Annotated in this window: 17 protein-coding genes and 1 pseudogene; 12 read left to right on the forward strand and 6 right to left on the reverse strand. The window is 64.6% G+C overall.

The features are described from left to right. Positions 1 to 134 precede the first annotated feature (134 nt). Positions 135 to 2,348 carry an FAD-dependent oxidoreductase gene (locus EAV90_RS11550; protein WP_122400688.1) on the forward strand — a complete coding sequence of 738 codons (2,214 nt, stop codon included), beginning with the start codon at positions 135 to 137 and terminating at the stop codon, positions 2,346 to 2,348. 379 nt (positions 2,349 to 2,727) lie between these two features. On the opposite strand, the gene EAV90_RS11555 is transcribed toward EAV90_RS11550, so the two are convergent. Together EAV90_RS11555 and EAV90_RS40470 are read right to left on the reverse strand one after the other, a co-directional pair. Beyond that, a complete protein-coding gene (locus EAV90_RS11555) occupies positions 2,728 to 3,036 on the reverse strand; it encodes a hypothetical protein (protein WP_129143443.1) in 309 nt (102 codons plus the stop codon). 280 nt (positions 3,037 to 3,316) lie between these two features. Beyond that, positions 3,317 to 3,546: pseudogene (locus EAV90_RS40470) on the reverse strand (glutathione S-transferase family protein); the annotation flags it as partial. 126 nt (positions 3,547 to 3,672) lie between these two features. Between EAV90_RS40470 and EAV90_RS11565 the strand changes: the two are divergent. The 3 genes from EAV90_RS11565 to EAV90_RS11575 all read left to right on the forward strand — a co-directional run bounded on the left by EAV90_RS11565 (position 3,673) and on the right by EAV90_RS11575 (position 6,385). Beyond that, complete coding sequence (locus EAV90_RS11565) at positions 3,673 to 4,167, forward strand: MarR family winged helix-turn-helix transcriptional regulator (RefSeq protein WP_122400690.1); 495 nt, start codon at positions 3,673 to 3,675, stop codon at positions 4,165 to 4,167. Positions 4,168 to 4,267: 100 nt separating this feature from the next. Further along, positions 4,268 to 5,638, forward strand: a complete 1,371-nt coding sequence (locus tag EAV90_RS11570; RefSeq protein WP_122400691.1) for a glutamate--cysteine ligase — start codon at positions 4,268 to 4,270, stop codon at positions 5,636 to 5,638. A gap of 180 nt (positions 5,639 to 5,818) precedes the next feature. Continuing rightward, positions 5,819 to 6,385, forward strand: coding sequence for a PAN domain-containing protein (locus tag EAV90_RS11575; protein WP_122400692.1), 567 nt, complete (start codon positions 5,819 to 5,821; stop codon positions 6,383 to 6,385). A gap of 143 nt (positions 6,386 to 6,528) precedes the next feature. Here the strand turns inward: EAV90_RS11575 and EAV90_RS11580 are convergent, their stop codons facing one another. From EAV90_RS11580 to EAV90_RS11595, 4 genes are all read right to left on the reverse strand, one after another. Next, a complete protein-coding gene (locus EAV90_RS11580; protein WP_122400693.1) occupies positions 6,529 to 7,095 on the reverse strand; it encodes a nucleotidyltransferase family protein in 567 nt (188 codons plus the stop codon). Positions 7,096 to 7,106: 11 nt separating this feature from the next. Then, complete coding sequence (gene lepB, locus EAV90_RS11585) at positions 7,107 to 7,883, reverse strand: signal peptidase I (RefSeq protein ID WP_122400694.1); 777 nt, start codon at positions 7,881 to 7,883, stop codon at positions 7,107 to 7,109. Continuing rightward, a complete protein-coding gene (gene tldD, locus EAV90_RS11590) occupies positions 7,880 to 9,307 on the reverse strand; it encodes a metalloprotease TldD (protein WP_122400695.1) in 1,428 nt (475 codons plus the stop codon). The genes lepB and tldD overlap by 4 nt, the downstream gene beginning before the upstream one ends. A gap of 111 nt (positions 9,308 to 9,418) precedes the next feature. Next, positions 9,419 to 9,952, reverse strand: coding sequence for an invasion associated locus B family protein (locus tag EAV90_RS11595; RefSeq protein ID WP_027574305.1), 534 nt, complete (start codon positions 9,950 to 9,952; stop codon positions 9,419 to 9,421). A 447-nt stretch (positions 9,953 to 10,399) separates the two neighbouring features. Here EAV90_RS11595 and coxB point away from each other — a divergent pair, with 447 nt between their 5' ends. The 8 genes from coxB (at position 10,400) to EAV90_RS11635 (ending at position 17,128) form a co-directional block, all read left to right on the forward strand. Then, positions 10,400 to 11,254: a cytochrome c oxidase subunit II gene (gene coxB / locus EAV90_RS11600; protein WP_122400697.1), complete on the forward strand. Its 855-nt coding sequence runs from the start codon at positions 10,400 to 10,402 to the stop codon at positions 11,252 to 11,254. Positions 11,255 to 11,340: 86 nt separating this feature from the next. Further along, a complete protein-coding gene (gene ctaD, locus EAV90_RS11605) occupies positions 11,341 to 12,966 on the forward strand; it encodes a cytochrome c oxidase subunit I (protein ID WP_122400698.1) in 1,626 nt (541 codons plus the stop codon). A 61-nt stretch (positions 12,967 to 13,027) separates the two neighbouring features. Continuing rightward, positions 13,028 to 13,972, forward strand: coding sequence for a heme o synthase (locus tag EAV90_RS11610; RefSeq protein ID WP_122400699.1), 945 nt, complete (start codon positions 13,028 to 13,030; stop codon positions 13,970 to 13,972). Between the two features lie 7 nt (positions 13,973 to 13,979). Continuing rightward, positions 13,980 to 14,144, forward strand: a complete 165-nt coding sequence (locus tag EAV90_RS11615) for a CoxF protein (protein WP_129143444.1) — start codon at positions 13,980 to 13,982, stop codon at positions 14,142 to 14,144. Between the two features lie 5 nt (positions 14,145 to 14,149). Next, a complete protein-coding gene (locus EAV90_RS11620; protein WP_122400701.1) occupies positions 14,150 to 14,806 on the forward strand; it encodes a cytochrome c oxidase assembly protein in 657 nt (218 codons plus the stop codon). Between the two features lie 78 nt (positions 14,807 to 14,884). After that, complete coding sequence (locus EAV90_RS11625; protein ID WP_129143445.1) at positions 14,885 to 15,781, forward strand: cytochrome c oxidase subunit 3; 897 nt, start codon at positions 14,885 to 14,887, stop codon at positions 15,779 to 15,781. Between the two features lie 196 nt (positions 15,782 to 15,977). Next, positions 15,978 to 16,379, forward strand: coding sequence for a DUF983 domain-containing protein (locus tag EAV90_RS11630; RefSeq protein WP_122400703.1), 402 nt, complete (start codon positions 15,978 to 15,980; stop codon positions 16,377 to 16,379). After that, on the forward strand, positions 16,376 to 17,128 hold the full coding sequence (locus tag EAV90_RS11635; protein ID WP_122400704.1) for an SURF1 family protein: 753 nt from the start codon (positions 16,376 to 16,378) through the stop codon (positions 17,126 to 17,128). Before EAV90_RS11630 ends, EAV90_RS11635 begins: the two co-directional genes overlap by 4 nt. The last annotated feature ends 15 nt before the right edge of the window (positions 17,129 to 17,143 follow it).

Genomic DNA, 17,143 nt, shown 5'->3' on the forward strand with positions numbered 1-17,143 from the left:
AGCGAAGCGTGCCCACCACTGCTGCCTTTCGCGAATGAGGGTGGGCACGGCGCAAGAGCGCCTTTGCCCACCCGACGAGATCTCAAGTCAACCGCCGCGCCTGAGATCGGCTGCGGCACCGAGGAGCAGCCACCATGTCTTACAAGAACTTCAAGGTTGAGACCGATTCCGACGGCATCGCGCTCGTCACCTGGGACATCCCGGGCCGTTCGATGAACGTGCTCGACGAGACCTCGACCAATGAGCTCGATGCGATCGTCAAGGCAACCACCGCTGACGCGGCCGTGAAGGGCATCGTCATCACCTCTGCCAAGGAAGCGTTCTGCGCCGGTGCCGACTTGTCCATGCTCGAGGGCATGAACCAGGCCTACGCCAAGGTGTTCAAGGAGCAGGGCGAAACCGCCGCGAACCAGATGCTGTTCGACCAGAGCCGGCGCTTCTCGCAGGTGCTGCGCTCGATCGAGATCTCGGGCAAGCCGTGGGCGGCCGCGATCAACGGCCTCGCGCTCGGCGGCGGCTTCGAGATCACGCTGTGCTGCCACTACCGCGTGGCGGCCGAGAATCCCAAGACGCGCCTCGGCCTGCCCGAGGTCAAGGTCGGCCTGTTTCCGGGCGCCGGCGGCACGCAGCGCGTGCCGCGCCTGGTGCCGCCGCAGGACGCGATGACCATCCTGCTCAAGGGCGACCCCGTCACGGTCGAGAAGGCCAAGGCGCTGAATTTGATTCACGCCATCGTTCCTGCCGCCGACCTCATCAAGGCCGCGAAGGACTGGATCAAGGGCGGCGGCAAGGCGGTCGCGCCCTGGGACGAGAAGGGCTTCAAGCTGCCGGGAGGTCCGGTGTTCTCCAAAGCCGGCATGATGATGTTCCCCGCCGGCAACGCGATCTATCGCCGCGAGACCTACGACAATTATCCGGCCGCGCGCGCCATCATGAGCTGCGTCTATGAGGGCCTGCAGCTGCCGATCGACGCCGCTTTGCGCGTGGAGTCGCGCTACTTCACCTCGGTGCTGCGCTCGAAGGAGGCGGCCGCGATGATCCGCAGCCTGTTCCTGTCGATGCAGGAGCTCAACAAGGGCGCGCGCCGCCCGAAGGACGTGCCGCCGACCAAGGCGAAGAAGATCGCCGTGATCGGCGCCGGCTTCATGGGCGCCAGCGTCGGCTATGTCTCGGCCCGTGCCGGCCTCGACGTCGTCCTGATCGATCGCGACCAGGAGAGCGCCGACAAGGGCAAGGCGCACGCGCAGAAGGTGATCGAGGACCAGATCAAGAAGGGCCGCGCCAAGCCGGCCGACGCTGAAGCGCTGCTCGCGCGCATCACGGCGACGGCGGATTACGCCTCGCTCGAGGATGTCGATCTCGTCATCGAGGCGGTGTTCGAGGATCGCAAGGTCAAGGCGGAGACCTTCGCCAAGGCGCAGCAATATCTCAAGCCGGATGTGATCTTCGCGTCCAACACCTCGACGCTGCCGATCACCTCGCTGGCCGAGAGTTTCAGGGATCAGGGCAAGTTCATCGGCATTCACTTCTTCTCGCCGGTCGAGAAGATGATGCTGGTCGAGATCATCCTCGGCAAGAACACCGGCGACGTCGCGCTGGCGACCGCGCTCGACTATGTCCGCCAGATCGGCAAGACGCCGATCGTGGTGAACGACTCTCGCGGCTTCTTCGCCAATCGCTGCGTCGGCCGCTATGTCGCCGAAGGCAACGAGATGTTCCTCGAAGGCGTGCCGCCGGCGATGATCGAGAACTGCGCCAAGATGGCCGGCATGCCGGTCGGCCCGCTCTCGCTGTCGGACGAAGTCGCGCTCGACCTCGGCCTCAAGATCATGAAGGCGACCGAAGCCGATCTCGGCCCCAACGCCATCAATCCCGATCAGAAGAAGCTGATGGTGGAGATGGTCGAGAAGCAGGGCCGGCTCGGCCGCAAGAACAGCAAGGGCTTCTACGACTATCCTGAGAAGGGCAAGGGCCAGAAGAGCCTGTGGCCTGGCCTCTCGGCGCTGCAGCCGAAGCAGCTCGACCCCGATACGCTCGATATCGAGGAGCTGAAGCAGCGCTTCCTGGTCGTACAGGCCGTGGAAGCCGCGCGCACGGTGGAGGATCACGTCATCACCGATCCGCGCGAGGCGGATGTCGGCTCGATCCTCGGCTTCGGCTTCGCGCCGTTCACCGGTGGCACGCTGTCCTATATCGACTTCATGGGCACGAAGAAGTTCGTCGAACTTTGCCACAAGCTGGAGGCGAAATACGGCTCGCGCTTCACGCCGCCGAAACTCCTGGAAGAGATGGCAGCGAAGGGCGAGACGTTCTACGGACGCTTCGCGCCCAAGAAGGCGGCGGCCTGAGAGAGGCCTGTAGCCCTGATGGAGCGTGAGCGAAATCCGGGTTACGCAGAGACAAAAATGCCGGATCATTGATCCGGCATTTTTTATTTTCCATCTCAGAACGGCGCGAATGCGCGGCCCGATACCGTCTCGTCGGCGGGACTGGCGTTCCAGCCGCCTTCGTCGTTCCGGCCACGCTCGCTCGGCACCACTCTTGCTGATCATCCACCGGATGACCCATTGGCATTGAAGGTGTCCCGCAATGATCCCCCCGGTGTCTCAAGGCAGCGCAGCCGGCGTTGCGGTGAGATGCGCTCCCCTATTGCTGCTGGTTCGGCCGTGGCCGCGCCGCAGGCTGCTCCGGCTGCGCAGAAAGATTCCTTCGTGGGTCGGCCTGGCCCTACTCGTCCTCGCCTTTGACATGGCGCTGGCCGTGCTTGCCTGGTTCGCCGTCGGTCTCGTCCTGCACTGAAAGCTCCCCTCTGTGCACGTAGAAGGTCGCCGCCAGATAGGCGACCTGGCCGGCAATCAGGCAGCCGACGACGATTGGAACGCCCGTCCAAAAGCCAAAGCCCGAGGTCTGAAGCACCGTTGCGGCAAGGATCGCGGTCACCGGCGAGACCAGCAACAGAGCCCAGACTCGGAAGAATAGCCCCGTCGCCAAGCCAGTGATTGCGCTCGCGAGCAGCAGGAGGAGTACGGTCGTCACGATAGCTGTCCGGTCCAGCGGTCTGCGTCGTGTCCCGCGCTGAAGCTGAGCCAAGTGGATTGCTCCCACAAGGATGGTGACGACCGCGGAGCGCACAACGCAGAGTTATTGTTAACCCTGACAATGCTCGTAAAATTGACGTCAGTGCGCCTCGAAATTTCGGATTCCGCGAGCGACCGGATCGTCGGTCCGGCTCTTCGGCGTCCCGCCCGTCCCGCTCCGTGAAAGGCGGACCAACCTTCTTGGAACTGGCGCGGGCGGGCGCCAGCGCCTCGGCTCAAGCCGGATCGCCGGTCATCTGGACAATCACACGGCCTTCGGTCACGATCTCATCGCAGTCGAGGCCCAGCGCAGGGACCTGGCCCCCAAGGGGTTCAGCTTCAGGTCATCCTCGCCATTTTCGAGCTTCTTGGCGCCGATTCGACCTCGACCAGCTCATCGGCCAGGCGGGCTTCCAGGACCGCGATCCGGGGACAGTGGACAGGCACCGGGCGAAGCGTACGGTTTCACGGAATTTCCTCCGCCTGAAGCTTGGTTCGGCCGAAAGGACGACTACATGCACCTGCTTGAAATAGTCAAGATTGATGCAGGTGCATCAAATGGAGTAAGAGACGGGCGACGAGCTTGAGCGGGACCATGAAACGCAGACCATCGACCGAGGCAACAGCCGCCTGGATCCGCCTGATGCGGGTGCAGAGCCGCGTGCTCGACTGCGTCGAGCAGGACTTGAAGAAGGCCGGCTTCCCACCCCTGGCCTGGTATGACGCGCTGCTCGAATTGTCGCGGGCCCCCTCGGGCGAGCTGCGGCCGGTCGAACTCGAGCGGCAGATGCTGATCCCGCAATATTCTACCTCGCGGCTGATCGACCGCCTGGTCGACGAGGGCCTTGCCTCGCGGCGCGAATGCAAGATCGACAAGCGCGGCCAGTTCGTCGAGATCACGGAAGCCGGCCGCGAGCTGCAGAAGCGGATGTGGGGCGCCTATTCGGCTGCGATCGAGAAATATGTCGGTTCGAAACTGTCGGATGCCGATGCCGTCAAGCTCAGCAGTCTGCTCGACCGCCTGGGCTGCTCGTGCGGCGAGATGAAACTGCCGCCCGCGGGCGTCAACGAAAGCATGCCGTCGCGATGATTGCGCGGCAAACCCGCTCATCCGCGCAACCGGTGGGTTCGCGGGCCATCCCTGTCACCCGCGCGCGTTCGGTCGAAGCGCTTTTTGAATAGAGTTTGATATGGCGCGAGACCAGATCGATATGACGCCGCTGCAATCACGCGACGAGCTCGTCGCGTGGTTCGAGGCCGGCTGCAAGGACCCGTCCGAATTCCGCATGGGCACCGAGCACGAGAAGACGCCGTTCACGCTCGACGGCCACCGTCCGGTGCCTTACGGGGGGGCGCGCGGCATCGGTGCGCTGCTCGAAGGCATGAAGCTCCTGCTCGGCTGGGAGCCGATCATGGAGCAGGGCAACATCATCGGCCTCTACGATGTCACGGGCGGCGGTGCGATCTCGCTCGAGCCCGGCGGACAGTTCGAGCTCTCCGGCGCGCCGGTCGAGAACGTGCACCAGACCCAGAGCGAGTTGATGGCGCATCTTGCGCAGGTGCGCGAGATCGCAGCGCCGCTCGGCATCGGCTTCCTCGGGCTCGGCATGACGCCGTCCTGGTCGCGCGCCGATATCCCGGTGATGCCCAAGGGCCGCTACAAGATCATGACCAATTACATGCCGAAGGTCGGTCAGTACGGCCTCGACATGATGTACCGGACTTGCACGGTGCAGACCAATCTCGACTTCTCCTCCGAAGCCGACATGGTCAAGAAGCTGCGCGTCTCGCTCGCGCTCCAGCCGGTCGCGACTGCGCTGTTCGCCAATTCGCCGTTCACCGAGGGCAAGCCGAATGGCTTCCTCTCTTTCCGGTCCGAGATCTGGCGCGACACCGACAACGCGCGCGCCGGCATGATGCCGTGGGCGTTCGACGACGGCATGGGATTCGAGCGCTATGTCGACTACGCGCTCGACGTGCCCATGTATTTCGTCAAGCGCGGCGAGGAGTACATCGACGTGTCGGGCTCCTCGTTCCGCGCGTTCTTCGATGGCCGCAACAACAATCTTCCCGGCGAGCGTCCGACGCTGTCGGACTGGGCCAACCATCTCTCGACGATCTTCCCGGAAGTGCGGCTCAAGCGTTATCTCGAGATGCGCGGCTCCGACGGCGGACCGTGGGGCCGTCTGCCGGCGCTGCCGGCATTCTGGGTCGGGCTGCTCTACGATGGGGCTTCGCTCGATGCCGCCTGGGACATGGTGAAGCACTGGAGTGCGCATGAGCGTCAGGCCTTGCGCGATGACGTGCCGCGCTTCGGCTTCAAGGCGCGGATCAAGGATCGCTATCTGTTCGAGATCGCCAAGGAGTGCCTCGTTCTGGCTCATGCCGGCCTGCGCCGCCGCGGCCGAATTGACCAGCTTGGCCGCGATGAGACCCGGCACCTCGAGCCGCTCGATCGCATCATCGATTCCGGCCGGACGCCGGCCGAGGAGATGCTGGAGAAGTTCAACGGTCCTTGGAAAGGCTCGGTGGAACCAGCCTACGCGGAGTATGCGTTCTAGACCTTGTTTGAGCATGATCTTCTCGGATAATCGCGTCACACTTTGCGCTAACACGGCCGTTGGGGTCATGCGTTAGGCCAACGATCCGGATTTCAGCCGTTCATCGCCCATACAGGTTTGCGGCGATCAAATGACCGGCCGAAAAACCTGAGCGTCGTCAATAACTCGAAAGCTGTTCTGATGGGGAAGGGCCGCCTGTCCGGGGCCGTCATGGCCAGCGTCGCGGCATGTGTCACGCTGCTTTCGCTCGCATTTGCGAGTGTGCCGGCGCCTGCCCAGACGGCGTTCGATCGGCCCGGCGGCGACTATTTCAGCACGCCGGTCACCTCGGGCGATCCCGAGGATTGCGCGCTGCTGTGCGAGCGCGATCGCCGCTGCCGCTCCTGGAGCTTCAGTTATCCCGACGTCGACGGTGCCGCGGCGGTGTGCTGGCTGAAGAACAGCGTGCCGGCGCGCGTGCCGGGAAGTTGCTGTATCTCGGGGGTCCGCGGCGCCGGCGTGATCGAGCCGCGCGTCGAGGGCGTCGAGAGCTCGATCGACCGCCCTGGCGGCGATTTGCGCAATTTCGAGCTCAAGGACGGTGAAAGCGTCGAGGCCTGCAAGGCCGCCTGCACCGCCGACAACAAATGCCGTGCGTTCACCTATGCCCGCCCCGGCTATACCGGGCGTGAGGCGCGCTGTTTCCTGAAGAAGGAGATCAAGCCGCCGCGAAGGAAGGCGGGATTCACGTCGGGCGTGGTGCGGTAGTCGTTGTCACGTGCCCCGGGCGCGGCGGAGCACGAAGTGATGCGCGGCTGAACTAGGGCCACGCCACACAGGGATCCGATGTGCCATGGGTCCCGGCTCTGCGCCGCATCGTTTCACGATGCGACTTGTCCGGGACACGAGCATCACTCCGCCGCAATCACCGTAAGCTCGGGCCAGAGCGCCTTCCATCGCGCGGCCTTCGCCTCATAATTGGCGATTGAGAAATTTTCCGCCCGGTTGGGCCGCACAATCAATCTCCCGACGTCGTCGAAGCCGTGCGGGGCGTAGACCTCGTAGCCATCGGCAGCGCGCCTCACTCCGATTTGCGTGTTCTGCGTCAGGAAGCGATCGATGCCGTCTGCCGTGCAGCTTAGCGGCGGGTAGGGCAGGCCGTGCTTGGCGGGGTACCATAGATGCACGCGGGCCTGGTTGCGGGCCTCGATTTTGGCACCGAGATGCGCGAGCCGCGCGTGCAGCGTGCGGATCACCGCGTCCTCGGCCTCCCATGACGTATCAGGATCGAAATAGAACACGTCGTAATCTGCGATGCCGTGATCGATCGCACGGCGCGTGAGCATGTTCCACACGGTCTGCACCAGGCATCCCGAAACCAGCCACGCATCCGGCAGCGCGAGGCGATGGAGCTCGTCTAGAATCGTGGCGTTGACCGGATTGCGCAAGGCAAGAGCGAGGAATTCGTCTCTTCTCACCCAATGACCAGTCAATGCACGGCGGTGAAGAACCGCGCCAGCCTGAACCCGGACAGCCAGGTCCACACCGGCTGGCCGCGCATGCCGAGATCCCAGGAGCCGAGCACCGCATCGGCACGGCCGATCAGATTGTCGATCGGCAAGAGGCCGACACCGCCGGAGCGCAGCGGCACGCGGCTATCGGCGGAATTGTCGCGGTTGTCGCCGAGCACGAAGAGGTGACCAGCGGGCACCGTCACTTCGGGCGTGTTGTCGAGCGGACCGCTGTCGCGCATCTTGAAGATCAGATGCGAGACGCCGTTCGGCAGCGTCTCGACGTAGCGATAGGCGGGCTCGCTGCCGCCATGGTCGTCCTCCGCGGCGCCGACGCCATCGGGCTTCAGCTCGGCGGGGCGGTCGTTGATGAAGAGCTGGCCTTGCCGCATCTGGATGCGGTCGCCGGGCAGGCCCACGACGCGCTTGACCCAGGCCTGCGAGCGATCGCCGGGCCAGCGGAAGACCACGACGTCGCCGAGCTTCGGCGTCTCCGCGAAGACGCGGCCGCTCTCGGGCAGGCTGATCTGGATCGGCAGCGACGAGGTGCCGTAGCCATAGGGGAATTTCGAGGCGAGCAGCGCATCGCCGATCAACAGCGTCGGCTCCATCGAGCCCGACGGCACGTAGAACGGCTCGGCAAGCGCGCCCTTGGCGATGAAGACCGCGGCGACGATGCCGGCGAGCTGAGCGATCTGTCCACCCCAGCCGCTGCTTTTGCGCTTGGCGGGCGCAGTTACTTTCTCAACACTCATGCGCCTGTTCCACCTACCGTAATGCGTTCCATCAGCAGCGACGGTTGGCCGACGCCGACAGGCACGCCCTGGCCATTCTTGCCGCAGGTGCCGATCCCGGTGTCGAGCGCGAGGTCGTTGCCGATCATGCGGATGCGATGCAGGTCGGTCGGCCCGTTGCCGATCAGCATGGCGCCCTTCAAAGGCGCACCGATCTTGCCGTTCTCGATCTTGTAGGCCTCGGTGCACTGGAACACGTATTTGCCCGAGGTGATGTCGACCTGGCCGCCACCGAAATTCGCGGCGAACACGCCGTTCTTCACCGAGGCGATGATCTCGCCCGGCTCGCGGTCGCCCGCGAGCATGTAGGTGTTGGTCATGCGCGGCATCGGCACATGGGCATAACCCTGGCGACGGCCGTTGCCGGTCGGCTTCATGTTCATCAGCCGTGCGTTCTGCCGATCCTGCATGTAGCCGACGAGGATGCCGTCCTCGATCAGCACGGTGCGATTGGTCGGCGTGCCCTCGTCGTCGATCGACAGCGAGCCGCGCCGCGAGGCAATGGTGCCGTCGTCGACCACGGTGACGCCTTTGGCCGCGACCTGCTGGCCCATCAAGCCGGCAAATGCCGACGTCTTCTTGCGGTTGAAGTCGCCTTCGAGGCCATGGCCGACCGCTTCATGCAACATCACGCCGGGCCAGCCGGCGCCGAGCACGACGTCCATTTCGCCGGCGGGGGCGGGAATCGATTCCAGGTTGACGAGCGCTTCGCGCAGCGCGCCGTCGGCGGCCTCGCGCCAGGACTTGGTCGCGATGAACTCGGCATAGCCGGCGCGGCCGCCATAGCCCTTGCTGCCGCTCTCCTGGCGGTCGCCCTGGCCGGCGACGACGGAGATGTTGACGCGCACCAGCGGACGGATGTCGCGATAGCTCTCGCCGTCGGGCCGCAGGATCTCGACGACCTGCCAGGTCGCGCCGAGACTCACGCTGACCTGCCGCACCCGCGGATCCTTGTCGCGCAGGTAAGCGTCGATCTCGGCCAGCAGCTTGACCTTGGTCTCGAAGCCCGGCGCATCGAGCGGGTTGTCGTCGCCATAGAGCCGCACATTGGTGTGCGCCGGCGGTGCGGCGAAGCTGCCGGAGTAGCCGCCGCGCACGGCAGCGACGGCGTCCGCGGCGCGAATCAGCGCCGGCAGCGACACGTCGGAGGAATGCGCGTAACCGACCGCGTCGTCCTTGACGGCGCGCAGGCCGAACCCCTGCGAGGTGTCGTAGGTCGCCTGCTTCAGCCGCCCATTGTCGAACATCAGCGCTTCGGTCTGGCTGTATTCCAGGAACAGTTCGCCGTCGTCAGCGCCCGAAAGCCCGCGCGCGATCTCGTGGCGAACCTGGTCGCGGTCGAGATTGGCACGGTCGAGCAGGGAGGTTGTGGCAGGGTTGGTCATTCGTCCGTCCATTATCGGAAGATGTGGGGCAAGATAATGGTTTCGGACCAGTTCCGCGAGGGCGCCAGGTCTCACATTACGGAAACAATAGGATTGCCAGTTCAGCCGCCCCTACGGCAGCTTGTCGTACCCCTCACCCAGCCCGTTCAGGCTGAGCGGGAAGCCGATGCCTTCTTCCGGGGTCTCGAAGATGATGAAGGTTGCGGTCTTGGCGCTGCGGAGCTGGCCGAGCAGCTTGTCTTCGAGAACGACCTCGGCGACGCAGCCGTTGGGGAGGCAGCGGACGAAGCCGGCGCGGCCGACGTCCTGGTTGTCGAGCTTGAGTCCGAGGCCCGAGGGCAACAGGACCCCGAGCGGGGCGACCACGCGCATCAGGCGGCTCTTCTGGTCGGCGGTCTTGAGCACGATCACGGTCAGGCCGGCATTGGAGCGGTCTTCCGCCACCACGCTCTGGATCAGGGCGCACTGCTCTGTCTGGGCGCCCGGCGGGGTGTCGCAGCGGATCTGCCAGTCGCCATGGACGGAGCGTACCGCGCCCTGCGCATGGGCAAGGCCCGGCAGCGCGAGGAGGACGATCGCAGCCACGAGGGCGGCCAGCGCCGGGAGGCCGTTCGCCGGCCTTGCCATCGATCTCGAAAGCCCCATCGGGTCGGTCCCTCTGCTCGCCTGGGTCACTCGCACCCTGGCGGACTGATACGGGAATGACGGCGTCTTGAAGGCGATTCCCAAGCAAATTCCGCGCCGCCCACACCGCCATCGCCCGCTCGAATCAGGCTCCTGCGCGGCTGCCTGCCAGTGCCTAACGCGGGCAATTCCGCTGTCAAGCCGCAGCATCCCGGGAAACGGTATTTTTGTCTGATGTTACTGGGAAATATCCTGCCGGTGATGGCTGGCAGACCAGGCTCAAGACTGCATTGCGATAGATCAAGAATTATGGTTTGAGAGGCTTGATTTCGCGTTCTAGCGATCTGGCCCCGATTCCTCTTAGAGGTATTCTTGCGTGGCGGTTTGTCGGACTGGCGGATCGAATAAGCGTTTCCCGGAAACAGGGGAACGCACTTGGGGTGATTTCGTAAGGGGAGCGCGAACGGCATGAGGATGTCGATGGGTCGGGTGGGCCGGCAATTGCTGGGATTGGCCACCATCGCCTTGGTGGCGGCTGGCGTTACGCTGGCGACGGGTGGTGCGGCATTCGCCGAGCTCGGGCAGCCGGCTCCGTGGGAGTGGACGCTCCAGCAGTCCGGTTCCCCAGTGATGGACAACATCGTCTGGTTCCACAATTTCCTATTCGTGCTGATCACCCTGATCACGCTGTTCGTCCTGGCGCTGCTCGTGATCGTGGTCGTCAAGTTCAACGCGAAGGCCAATCCGGTCCCGTCGCGGACCACCCACAACACGCTGATCGAGGTGGCCTGGACCCTCGTTCCGGTGCTGATCCTGGTCGGAATCTCGGTGCCGTCGTTCCGGCTTCTGTTCCTGGAGCTCGACGTGCCGAAGGCGGATCTGACCATCAAGGCGACCGGCAAGCAGTGGTACTGGTCGTATGCCTATCCCGATAACGGCAAGTTCGAGTTCGACTCGCTGATGGCGCAGGACAAGCAGCCCCGTCTGCTCGGCGTCGACAACGAGATGGTGGTGCCGGTCAACAAGGTGATTCGCGTCCAGACCACCGGCGCCGACGTCATCCATGCCTTTGCGGTGCCGGCTTTCGGCATCAAGATCGACGCCATTCCGGGCCGTCTGAACGAGACCTGGTTCAAGGCCACCAAGACCGGCATGTACTACGGTCAGTGCTCGGAACTGTGCGGCAAGGATCACGCCTTCATGCCGATCGCCGTGCGCGTGGTGAGCGACCAGGAGTTCGCCTCCTGGATCGAGACGGCGAAGAAGAAGTTTGCGAGCGGCGGCACCAGCACCTACGCCTCCGCGGCCGGCCCGACGCAGTAAGCGCCGGATGACGGCTTGAGGGACTGAAAGCGACAAAAGGGCGGGACCTCCAAAGGTCCGAATGGGACGCAAGGCAGGATTTGAAAATGGCAACGAGCGCAGCGGCACACGGCGATCACGCGCAAGCCCACGGACATGACGAGCACGCCCATCCGACTGGATGGCGGCGCTACGTCTATTCGACCAACCACAAGGACATCGGCACGATGTACCTGATCTTCGCGGTCATCGCCGGCATCATCGGTGCCGCGATGTCGATCGCGATCCGGGCCGAGCTGATGTATCCGGGCGTGCAGATCTTCCATGAGACGCACACCTACAATGTGTTCGTGACCTCTCACGGCCTGATCATGATCTTCTTCATGGTCATGCCCGCGATGATCGGCGGCTTCGGCAACTGGTTCGTGCCGCTGATGATCGGCGCGCCCGACATGGCGTTCCCGCGCATGAACAACATCTCGTTCTGGCTGCTGCCGGCGTCCTTCGCGCTGCTGCTGATGTCGACCTTCGTCGAGGGCGAGCCGGGCGCCAACGGCGTCGGCGCCGGCTGGACCATGTACGTGCCGCTGTCGAGCTCCGGCCATCCGGGCCCGGCCGTCGACTTCGCCATCCTGTCGCTGCATCTGGCGGGCGCCTCGTCGATCCTCGGTGCCATCAACTTCATCACGACCATCTTCAACATGCGCGCGCCGGGCATGACCCTGCACAAGATGCCGCTGTTCGTGTGGTCGATCCTGGTGACGGTGTTCCTGCTGCTGTTGTCGCTGCCGGTGCTCGCCGGTGCGATCACCATGCTGCTCACCGACCGCAATTTCGGCACGACGTTCTTCGCGCCCGACGGTGGTGGCGACCCCGTGCTGTTCCAGCATCTGTTCTGGTTCTTCGGTCACCCCGAGGTGTACATCCTGATCCTGCCGGGCTTCGGCATGATCAGCCAGATCGTCTCGACCTTCTCGCGCAAGCCCGTGTTCGGTTATCTCGGCATGGCCTACGCCATGGTCGCGATCGGCGGCATCGGCTTCGTGGTGTGGGCGCACCACATGTACACGGTCGGCATGTCCTCGGCGACGCAGGCCTACTTCGTCGCGGCCACGATGGTCATCGCCGTTCCGACCGGCGTGAAGATCTTCTCCTGGGTCGCCACGATGTGGGGCGGCTCGATCGAATTCCGCGCCCCGATGATCTGGGCGGTGGGCTTCATCTTCCTGTTCACGATCGGCGGCGTCACCGGCGTCGTGCTGGCGAACGCGGGTGTCGATCGCGTGCTCCAGGAGACCTACTACGTCGTCGCGCACTTCCACTACGTGCTGTCGCTCGGTGCGGTGTTCGCGATCTTCGCCGGCTGGTACTACTGGTTCCCGAAGATGTCGGGCTACATGTACAATGAGAGCCTCGCCAAGCTGCACTTCTGGGTCACCTTCATCGGTGTCAACCTGGTGTTCTTCCCGCAGCACTTCCTCGGCCTGTCGGGCATGCCGCGCCGTTACGTCGACTATCCCGATGCCTTCGCGGGCTGGAATTTGGTCTCGTCGGTCGGCTCCTACATCTCCGGCTTCGGCGTGCTGATCTTCCTGTATTGCGTGATCGACGCCTTCGCCCGCAAGGTGCCGGCGGGCGACAACCCCTGGGGTGCCGGCGCGACCACGCTGGAGTGGACGCTGTCCTCGCCGCCACCGTTCCACCAATTCGAAGTGCTGCCCCGCGTGCAGTAAGCAATCTCCCGCGGCGCCCGTGACGGGCGCCGCGGCGCTATAACGAAACGAGTAGATCTAAGTGTCCGTCCTCGACCATAACGCCATCGACATCAATCCCCGCATCTCCGAAGCGGAGGTCGGCGACTACATCGCGCTGCTCAAGCCGCGGGTGATGTCGCTGGTGATCTTCACCGCGCTGGTCGGAATGGCGATGGCGCCCGGGCATTTCCATCCCGTGTTGGCGATCACCTCGCTGCTCTGCATCGCGGTCGGTGCCGGCGCCTCCGGGGCACTCAACATGGCGCTCGAAGGCGACATCGACGCCAAGATGTCGCGCACGGCGAACCGGCCGATTCCGCGCGGACGCATCACCCGTCCCGAGGCCATGACGTTCGGCATGACGCTCGCCTTCTTCTCGGTGATGACGCTCGGCATCCTCGTCAACTGGATCGCGGGCGCGCTGCTCGCCTTCACCATCTTCTTCTACGTCGTGATTTACACCCTCTGGCTGAAGCGCTGGACCGCGCAGAACATCGTGATCGGCGGCGCCGCCGGCGCGCTGCCGCCGGTGGTGGCGTGGGCCTCGGTGACGGGCACGGTCGATGTGGAGCCGCTGCTGCTGTTCGCCATCATCTTCTTCTGGACGCCGCCGCATTTCTGGGCGCTGGCGCTGTTCCGCTCCGACGACTATGCGCGCGCCGGCATTCCGATGCTGCCCAACGTCGCCGGTCCCGACGCGACCCGCCTCCAGATCCTGCTCTACACGATCGTGCTGATCGCGGTGGCCGCGACGCCCTGGGCGCTCGGCTATTTCGACGCCGTCTACGGCATCGTCTCGCTGATCCTCGGCGCCGGCATGCTGGTGCTCGCGATCAACGTCTATATGCGGCGCGAACGCAGCCAGTCGCTGCGCGCGACCCGCAAGCTGTTTGCCTTCTCGATCCTGTATCTGTTCGCGCTGTTCGCGACCCTGCTGGCCGAGGTCGTGTATCGGGCGCTTGCTCCGATGGTTGGGGGCGCATGAGGCAGGAATGGCTGACAAACGCGAGCCAAATGGAATCGTCCTCACCGAGGCGCAGCAGAAGAGCCGTCGTCAGCGTTCGATCGCAATCGCGCTCGCGCTGGGCGTGCTCGTGGTGCTGTTCTTCGCCGTCACCATGGTCAAGGGGCCGGCAGTACTAGTGCGGCCGATGTAGGGAAGATGGGTCACGAGCCGACCATATCGCGGGATCAGAGCCGGACAGCCGCCAAAGGCCGCCGCGGCGGCCGGTTCAGTGGTCTTGGCCGCGACGCGTTGGTCGCCTCGATCTGCGGCGGCGTGGTCGCGCTGATGGTCGGTGCTTCCTACGCGGCGGTGCCGTTCTACAACTGGTTCTGCCGCGCCACCGGCTTCAACGGCACGACGCAGGTTGCGACCTCGGCGCCGGCCAACGGCCCGATCGCGCGGAAGATCTCGGTGCGCTTCGATTCCAACGTCGCGCCCGGCCTGCCCTGGAAGTTCGAGCCGGAGCAGAGCGAGATCGAAGTCAATATCGGCCAGGTCGTGACCGTCTTCTACACCGTGACCAATCAGGCCGCGCGCACCACTGCGGGCCAGGCCGCCTACAACGTCGCGCCGCTGACGGTCGGCTCCTACTTCCAGAAGATCAACTGCTTCTGCTTCACCGAGCAGACCATGGCGCCCGGCGAGAAGCGCGAGATGCCGGTCGTGTTCTACGTCGATCCCTCGATCGCCGAGGACCACGAGAATGACGGGCTGAATACGATCACGCTGTCCTACACGTTCTACCCGGTGAAGGATCCGGTGGTGAAGCCGCTCGCCGCCGGCGAGAACGACAAACGCAAAGGAAATCTTTGACCGCCGCGCTCACGCTCGGACGGTCGGAAACAAGGGGATAAGTGCCTGATAGGCACGGGATTGAGGAGAGAGACGGAAATGGCCACGGCGCATACCAAGCATCACGACTATCACCTGGTCGATCCCTCTCCCTGGCCGGCTGTCGGCTCGCTCTCGGCATTCATCATGGCGGTCGGCGCGATCGCCTGGATGCACCACATGTTCTCCGCGGCGCCGATCGTGTTCGGTGTCGGCACCGTGGGCGTGCTCTACACCATGGCGAGCTGGTGGGCCGACGTGATCAAGGAAGCCCAGTACAAGGGCGACCACACCCGCGTCGTGCAGCTGCATCACCGCTACGGCATGATCCTGTTCATCGCCTCCGAGGTGATGTTCTTCGTCGCCTGGTTCTGGGCTTATTTCAACGCGGCGCTGTTTCCGGCCGACGCCGTCCACGCCACCCGCGATGCGGTGTTCGGCTGTGGTCTCGGCACCCAGCCCGGTGCCTGCTCCGTCCCCGGCACCTGGCCGCCGAAGGGCATCGAGACCTTCGATCCCTGGCATCTGCCGCTGCTGAACACGCTGATCCTGCTCACGTCGGGCACCACCGTGACCTGGGCGCACCATGCGCTGCTCGAGAACGACCGCCAGGGCCTGAAATACGGGCTGATCCTCACCGTCCTCCTGGGCGCCGCCTTCACCTGTGTGCAGGCCTATGAATACAGCCACGCGGCGTTTTCCTTCGCCGGCAACGTCTATGGCGCGACCTTCTTCATGGCGACCGGCTTCCACGGCTTCCACGTGCTGGTCGGCACCATCTTCCTGATCGTGTGCCTTGCCCGCGCCTATGCCGGCCACTTCACGCCGAAGCAGCATCTCGGTTTCGAGTTCGCCGCCTGGTACTGGCACTTCGTCGACGTGGTCTGGCTGTTCCTGTTCCTCTGCATCTATGTCTGGGGACACGGCGCCGAGACCATGGCCCACGGCGCGCACTAAAGCATGATCCGGAAAAGTGCGAAGCGGTTTTCCGGAAAGATCATGCGTAAACAACAAGCTAAAGCGCGATGACGAGTCTCCAAATCTCATCGCGCTTCAGCCGTATCGAACCGATCAGAAAGGGCGGCCGCAGGGCCGCCCTTTCGCTTTCCGGCCGCCGGATGTTTCGGCGGAAACTGTGATAGAGTCCGCCATCATGAACGACAGCGCCGGCACACCCCAATCCGAAACCACGGTCCTGCAAAGCGCGCTGCGCGGGCTCGCCTGCAAATGTCCGCGCTGCGGCCAGGGCAAGCTCTATGCGGGCTTCCTGACGCTCGCGCCGGCTTGCGACCGATGCGGCCTCGATTACGCCTTCATCGATACCGGCGATGGTCCGGCGATCTTCATCATCATGCTCGCCGGTGCCATCGTGGTCGGTTGCGCGCTCGTCGTCGAGGTCAAGTACCAACCGCCGTTCTGGCTGCATGCGGTGCTCTGGCTGCCGCTGATCCTCGCCACCACGCTGTTGCCGCTGCGTGCGATGAAATCGTTGCTGATCGCGCTGCAGTTTCACCACAAGGCGGCGCCGGGCCGGTTGGTCGATCGCGCGAAATGAACGAGCCTGCGCGCAAGGCCCGCGTGGCCGGCTTCGCGCTGTTCACGCTGCTCCTGACGGCTGTGTTCGTCGCGCTCGGTGTCTGGCAGTTGCAGCGCCGGACAGCCAAGCACGCGCTCATTGCGGCACTCACCGAACGGCTCGCGGCATCGCCGACGGCGCTGCCGCCGTCCGCGCAATGGACCGCGCTGAATCCTGCCCGCGATGAATTCCGCCGCGTCAGCTTCACCGCGACCTATGCAGCCCTGCCCGATGCGATGGTTTATTCCTCCGGCTCTGCGGTGCGCAAGGACGCCTCCGGCCCGGGCACCTGGGCCTTCCTGCCGGCGCGGCTTCCCAGCGGCGAGACGGTCGTGATCGATGCGGGCTTCGTCGAGAACACGATGCAGGACCGCGGTGTCGAGGACCGCGCGGTGAAGAAGCTCGTCACGGGCCAACCGATTGAGCTCACCGGCTATCTGCGCTTTCCCGAGGCGCCAGGCTGGCTGACGCCGGCGGAGAATCGCGACAAGCGGCTCTGGTTCGTGCGCGATCATCTGGGAATCGCAAGCGCGCTCGGCTGGGGCGCGGTTGCGCCGTTCTATATCGATCTCGAGCAGCCCGCGCCCGCGAACGGCATTCCGCGTCCGGGCCCGCTCGAGGTGAATCTGAAGGACGACCACCTGCAATATGCTGTTACCTGGTTCACGCTTGCGGGCGCCGTGCTGATCGTCTTCGCCGTGTGGGCAAGAGGCCGGCGCCAGAGCTGAGCTCATCGGAAGATA

Origin of the sequence: Bradyrhizobium vignae (genome assembly GCF_004114425.1) — a bacterium.
GTDB classification, from domain to species: Bacteria; Pseudomonadota; Alphaproteobacteria; order Rhizobiales; family Xanthobacteraceae; genus Bradyrhizobium; species Bradyrhizobium vignae.

Excerpts from the sequence above, each read along its gene's own strand:
- coxB (WP_122400697.1), top strand. The coding sequence starts at position 10,400 with ATGAGGATGTCGATGGGTCGGGTGGGCCGGCAATTGCTGGGATTGGCC.
- EAV90_RS11615 (WP_129143444.1), top strand. The coding sequence starts at position 13,980 with ATGGCTGACAAACGCGAGCCAAATGGAATCGTCCTCACCGAGGCGCAG.
- EAV90_RS11635 (WP_122400704.1), top strand. The coding sequence starts at position 16,376 with ATGAACGAGCCTGCGCGCAAGGCCCGCGTGGCCGGCTTCGCGCTGTTC.
- EAV90_RS11625 (WP_129143445.1), top strand. The coding sequence starts at position 14,885 with ATGGCCACGGCGCATACCAAGCATCACGACTATCACCTGGTCGATCCC.
- EAV90_RS11565 (WP_122400690.1), top strand. The coding sequence starts at position 3,673 with ATGAAACGCAGACCATCGACCGAGGCAACAGCCGCCTGGATCCGCCTG.
- EAV90_RS11550 (WP_122400688.1), top strand. The coding sequence starts at position 135 with ATGTCTTACAAGAACTTCAAGGTTGAGACCGATTCCGACGGCATCGCG.
- tldD (WP_122400695.1), bottom strand. The coding sequence starts at position 9,307 with ATGACCAACCCTGCCACAACCTCCCTGCTCGACCGTGCCAATCTCGAC.
- EAV90_RS11595 (WP_027574305.1), bottom strand. The coding sequence starts at position 9,952 with ATGGGGCTTTCGAGATCGATGGCAAGGCCGGCGAACGGCCTCCCGGCG.
- lepB (WP_122400694.1), bottom strand. The coding sequence starts at position 7,883 with ATGAGTGTTGAGAAAGTAACTGCGCCCGCCAAGCGCAAAAGCAGCGGC.
- EAV90_RS11570 (WP_122400691.1), top strand. The coding sequence starts at position 4,268 with ATGGCGCGAGACCAGATCGATATGACGCCGCTGCAATCACGCGACGAG.
- EAV90_RS11630 (WP_122400703.1), top strand. The coding sequence starts at position 15,978 with ATGAACGACAGCGCCGGCACACCCCAATCCGAAACCACGGTCCTGCAA.
- EAV90_RS11575 (WP_122400692.1), top strand. The coding sequence starts at position 5,819 with ATGGGGAAGGGCCGCCTGTCCGGGGCCGTCATGGCCAGCGTCGCGGCA.
- EAV90_RS11620 (WP_122400701.1), top strand. The coding sequence starts at position 14,150 with ATGGGTCACGAGCCGACCATATCGCGGGATCAGAGCCGGACAGCCGCC.
- ctaD (WP_122400698.1), top strand. The coding sequence starts at position 11,341 with ATGGCAACGAGCGCAGCGGCACACGGCGATCACGCGCAAGCCCACGGA.